Source organism: Psychromonas sp. (assembly GCF_983033635.1).
Window position 1 is genome coordinate 1 of the sequence record NZ_CEZLMY010000230.1, and the last position, 4,527, is coordinate 4,527.

The 4,527-nt window shown below is 41.4% G+C and carries 4 protein-coding genes and 1 tRNA gene; 4 read left to right on the forward strand and 1 reads right to left on the reverse strand.

All coding sequences use genetic code 11. The features are described 5' to 3' along the window. Positions 1–77 precede the first annotated feature (77 nt). Entirely contained in the window at positions 78–1,049 is a 972-nt protein-coding gene (locus tag AC4GME_RS17515; RefSeq protein ID WP_490379912.1) for a LysR substrate-binding domain-containing protein, read from the reverse strand. A 125-nt stretch (positions 1,050–1,174) separates the two neighbouring features. Here AC4GME_RS17515 and AC4GME_RS17520 point away from each other — a divergent pair, with 125 nt between their 5' ends. The 4 genes from AC4GME_RS17520 to AC4GME_RS17535 all read left to right on the forward strand — a co-directional run bounded on the left by AC4GME_RS17520 (position 1,175) and on the right by AC4GME_RS17535 (position 4,292). Beyond that, the gene (locus AC4GME_RS17520) at positions 1,175–2,377 is read left to right on the forward strand and encodes a multidrug effflux MFS transporter (protein WP_490375948.1); all 1,203 of its coding nucleotides are present in this window, start codon (positions 1,175–1,177) and stop codon (positions 2,375–2,377) included. A gap of 275 nt (positions 2,378–2,652) precedes the next feature. Continuing rightward, positions 2,653–3,219 (forward strand): sigma-70 family RNA polymerase sigma factor, encoded by a 567-nt coding sequence (locus AC4GME_RS17525; RefSeq protein WP_490375947.1) that lies wholly within the window; start codon positions 2,653–2,655, stop codon positions 3,217–3,219. Further along, positions 3,212–3,925: a DUF3379 family protein gene (locus AC4GME_RS17530; RefSeq protein WP_490379913.1), complete on the forward strand. Its 714-nt coding sequence runs from the start codon at positions 3,212–3,214 to the stop codon at positions 3,923–3,925. Before AC4GME_RS17525 ends, AC4GME_RS17530 begins: the two co-directional genes overlap by 8 nt. 291 nt (positions 3,926–4,216) lie before the next feature. Beyond that, positions 4,217–4,292: transfer RNA gene (locus AC4GME_RS17535), tRNA-Asn, on the forward strand. Positions 4,293–4,527: the final 235 nt, after the last annotated feature.

The window sequence follows — 4,527 nt, forward strand, 5'->3', positions numbered from 1 at the left end:
GGAGAAAAAGAAAATATTGTTCAATAAATGAATTGGATCGTCTATTTTCTTTGCTCCATATAACTCGCTATTCACTCCTATTTACCGCTAGGCGCTTGCATTGCTTTTGCTACGCTTTCACAGATGGTATCCCGGATCCATTTATGTCCAGGTTCATCGTTATTGCGTTTGTGCCATAACAGCACATAAGCGAGTGGTGAAAACTCAATCGGCAGAGGCAACTGTACTAACGGATAGAGTTTCTGGGCATGCGCTACAAAACCGGATGGCAGGGTGAAAATAAGATCGCTGTTTGCACAGACGCTGGTGGCACCGTAGAAATCTGGCAGGGTGCTGCTAATACGGCGATGTTTACCTGATTCTGCTAAAAGGTAATCTAATGCCCACCAATCATTACCTTCACAACGCACTTGTACATGCGACATCTGCAGATACGTATCTAAATTCCAACTGCCGTTCTTTAGTGTGGCAAGCACCGGGTGATTTTTGCGTACTAAACAGATCTGCTGATCGGTAAACAGGGTAGTTTGCATAATACCTTCGGGAAGATTATTAAGTCTGTAATCAGATATGGGATGAAGATCCCGAGCGGTAATGCCGAAATCAACTTGTCCCTGTTGCAGATCCTGCATCGATTTTCCTGTCCAGTCATAAATATCTAAGGTTATTTGCGGCGCCTGGCTGAGCAGCGGGCCAATATAAGAGGGCAGTGAGGTTTCATAGGCACTTTCTACCATCGCAAAAGAGAATTGGCGATGGCTGGTCGCGGGGGTAAAGCCCGGTGGCAGGGTAACTTGATATAAACCCTGTAAAAGAGCCGGCAGCTGCAATTTTAACTGCAAGGCATGTGAGGTGGGCTTTAGACCATGAGCACTGCGTAAAAAAAGCGGATCATCCAGGGTATCGCGAAGTCGGTTAAGACTCTTACTCAATGCTGACTGGCTGAGATGCAGGCGACTGGCTGCTCGGGTAACACTCTCTTCTTCGAGTAATATTTGCAGGATAACTAATAGATTAAGATCAACTCTGGCAAGATTATCAAGATTCATAGATATTCCTTAAAGGAAATTAAGTTTGGAAATTATGCCATTATGATTCATATCTCATACTGCGTAAACTGCATCTGTTCGATAACCTAAGGTTTTGGTTATCATTATCTAAGTCGAGGAAAGTAATGCGCCGAAATATATTACCTGTACTGATGGCTATGGTGGTTTTAAGCCCCCTTGCTATTGATATCTATTTACCTTCTATGCCTGTTATGGCTACTGAATTTAATGTTTCATCCAGTGAAGTACAGTCTACTTTAGTACTGTTTTTATTTGCGATGGGAATCGGGCAAATATTGATTGGCCCGCTTGCGGATCGTTTTGGACGCCGTCCGATCGCCATTGCCGGTATCGTATTTTATGGCCTTAGTAGCTTACTAGGCGCTATGGCGGTGGAGTTTGAATGGTTACAAATAGCACGAGTACTGCAGGGGATTGCCGCCTGTGCGACTTCTATTGTGGTATTCAGTGCGGTGCGTGACAGTTTCAACAGCCAGCAAAGCGCGCATTATTACAGTTATCTGAATGGGGTTATCTGCGTTATTCCGGCGCTGGCTCCGACCTTAGGCGGATTACTTGCGCTGCAGTTCGGCTGGCGTGCAACTTTTATATTTATGGCCCTGTTTGCGATATTTGTACTGCTGTTCGTATTATACAGGCTTCCTGAAACACGCCCGGAAAATACCGATACCAGCGGGCGCCTGTATCATTGGGAACGCTTTAAACCAGTTCTGCGGGAGCCGCATTTTATGTTCTATGCTTTTGCCTGCATGGCCGGCATGGCATCTATTTTAACCTACGTATCTTATGCGCCTGATTGGCTGATAAGACACCTAGGCGTTTCTGAACTGGGCTTCAGCGCCTTATTCGGCCTGAATGCGGCGGTTAATATTGTCGCCTGCTTCTGCGCACCTATGGTGATTAAACGATTTGGTAATCGCCCTACGGTTATCATTGCCTTATCCACACTAGTCGCTTCAGCGATACTGCAGCTCGTTGCCCAGCAATGGGGACCGGGCAACGGTTTGCCGGCCGCATTTAGCTTTATGTTACCTATGATGCTGCTATGTATCGGTTTTGCACTATTGCTTGGACCGGCCACCAGTATGGCACTGTCTGCATTTGGCGAGCGCGCCGGTACGGCTTCAGCAATGCTCGGCTGTATTCAGATGAGCGGCGCCGCGCTGCTTGCCGGCCTGATCCAGCAGACAGGCTTAAGCGCACCCTACGCGGTGATAGTACTGATGGGCGGTTTAGCAATAAGTTTGTTATTGATGATGCTAATGCCGCGTTTTAATCACTGGCATCTAGAGCAGTTAGGATATTAAAAAAAACCTCTATCAAGAATTTTGAAGTCGGCAATTAGTCGACTTTGCAAACGCCTGCAAACTGAGCATGGAAGCGCTCTCTGTCATTTATCAAACTTAAAGGTTTGTTGTTTTCGTTGAAATAACGCAAATAAGCAATAAATTACTCGTATTATTAAATCAGGCTGATTTATTAGCAACAATTCAAATTGTTGCTTGTTTTCTATTGGTTACTCTTTAAATTGCTTTATTATCATTAAATCAAAAATGTGAGATTTTCAAGGGAAAGGAGATAAATGAATTTATTCACTCGCAAACGAAATAAAAATGCTGAGTCAACGGTCTTTTTAGATATGAACAGAAAACAGAAACGTTATGAAGCACTTGTCCATGTCTATAGTCCTGATCTTTATCGTTATGCATATTGGATTTGCCATGATCCGGATATTGCCCAGGATTTAGTGCAAGAAACTTGTTTAAGAGCATGGAAAAGCCTGGACAGTTTATTAGATGATAAATCAGCCAAAGGTTGGTTGTTTACTATATTGCGCCGTGAAAATGCACGGCGCTTTGAACGAAAACAATTACCTATGGTTGATATTGATGATCATGAAGTTGCGGGGCAATACGATTCAAGCAAAGAGATGGAAAATGAGTTTTTAAGACGAAAAATATCGGCTTTGCCAAGTGAATATAAAGAGCCGTTATTGATGCAGCTTATTGCCGGTTTCACAGCCGAAGAGATTGCAATACAGTTAGATTTAAATAAAAACACCGTATTAACACGTCTTTTTAGGGCAAAGAACTTATTGAAGTCATCATTGACATCCGTCACTAAAGAAAATGGGGAAGCACATGGATGATATCTTATTTCGTCATACTGCAATTGCGACACCGAATGATAAAGGTGATGATTTTTTGCAAAGGCAGGCTGAGGCTGAGCAGGATAAAGCACTGGTAAATGAAGCTAAGCAGTTTGATTTAGATCTGCAGTCGGTATTAAAAGTGGACTTACCAGAAGATTTAGCAGAAAAAATACTACTAGAGCAAAGCTTTGCAGTTGAGAATAAAAAAACACTAAATAATCGCTGGCATATGGCGATCGCAGCTTCAATTGCATTTATTATCGGTATTAGTTTACCACTGTTAAATAATCTTAATTCTTTGCCATTAGATATTGGCACGGTTGCAATGCAACATGTGCAACAAGAATATTATTTTACTGCCAAAATAGATGAGCAAGCTAGCCGAACAGCGGTTAATGCCAAGCTTGCAAGTTACGGAGGTAAGGTGCAGGGCGATTTGGGGAATGTATTTTTTGTAAATTACTGTAGTTTTGAAGGAACTCCCGCCTTGCATATGATTATGCAGGGAGAAAAAGGGCGTATTACGGTCTTTGTTGTACCTGATGATGCTGGATTTATTGAAACGCCAGTTTTTAATAATCAGCATTTAAAAGGACTAACTGAAAAAATGGGTAATGCCAATGTGGTTATTGTCGGAGAAAAAGATGAGCCACTTGAAAAAATGCATTTAAAATTACAAAAAAATATTCAATGGAATATTTAGAAAACCTTGAATCTACTCTTTAAATAAATCAAAAACGTGCTCTTTTGTGATTGGTTGCTTGAATTATCAGCAACCAATTATTTTATACGCCTTTTTTGTTGACAGAAAGAAATGCAAAAAATATACTGCGCCCGTCTTCAACACTTCTGTATTAAATTAAGTGTTAAATATATTTTTCTTTTAGCTTGTTTAGCCGGCAAGAAAAATAAATGACAATTCCTCTTTAGCTCAGTTTGTAGAGCAGTAGAGGCTCTGTTAATCCATTACGCGGATTAACAGTAAAAGAACAATTCCTCTTTAGCTCAGTTGGTAGAGCAACGGACTGTTAATCCGTGTGTCGCTGGTTCAAGCCCAGCAAGAGGAGCCACTTTCTTTCAGTTTTGACTTTTTTCTATTAGATAAGTCGAGATTGAAAAGTGTGAAAGCACTATAAACAGTTTTAATAATAAAAATAATAACTTCTCTTTAGCTCAATTAGTAGAGTACGGGAATGAATGATAATCCGTGATACGGAACAATCATAAAAGAATAAAATTTAGAAAAGAATAATTCCTCTTTAGCTCAGTTGGTAGAGCAACGGACTGTTAATCCGTGTGTCGCTG

What these genes read in the sequence shown, in the direction of transcription:
- AC4GME_RS17515 (WP_490379912.1), bottom strand. Translation starts at nt 1,049, where the DNA reads ATGAATCTTGATAATCTTGCCAGAGTTGATCTTAATCTATTAGTTATC.
- AC4GME_RS17520 (WP_490375948.1), top strand. Translation starts at nt 1,175, where the DNA reads ATGCGCCGAAATATATTACCTGTACTGATGGCTATGGTGGTTTTAAGC.
- AC4GME_RS17525 (WP_490375947.1), top strand. Translation starts at nt 2,653, where the DNA reads ATGAATTTATTCACTCGCAAACGAAATAAAAATGCTGAGTCAACGGTC.
- AC4GME_RS17530 (WP_490379913.1), top strand. Translation starts at nt 3,212, where the DNA reads ATGGATGATATCTTATTTCGTCATACTGCAATTGCGACACCGAATGAT.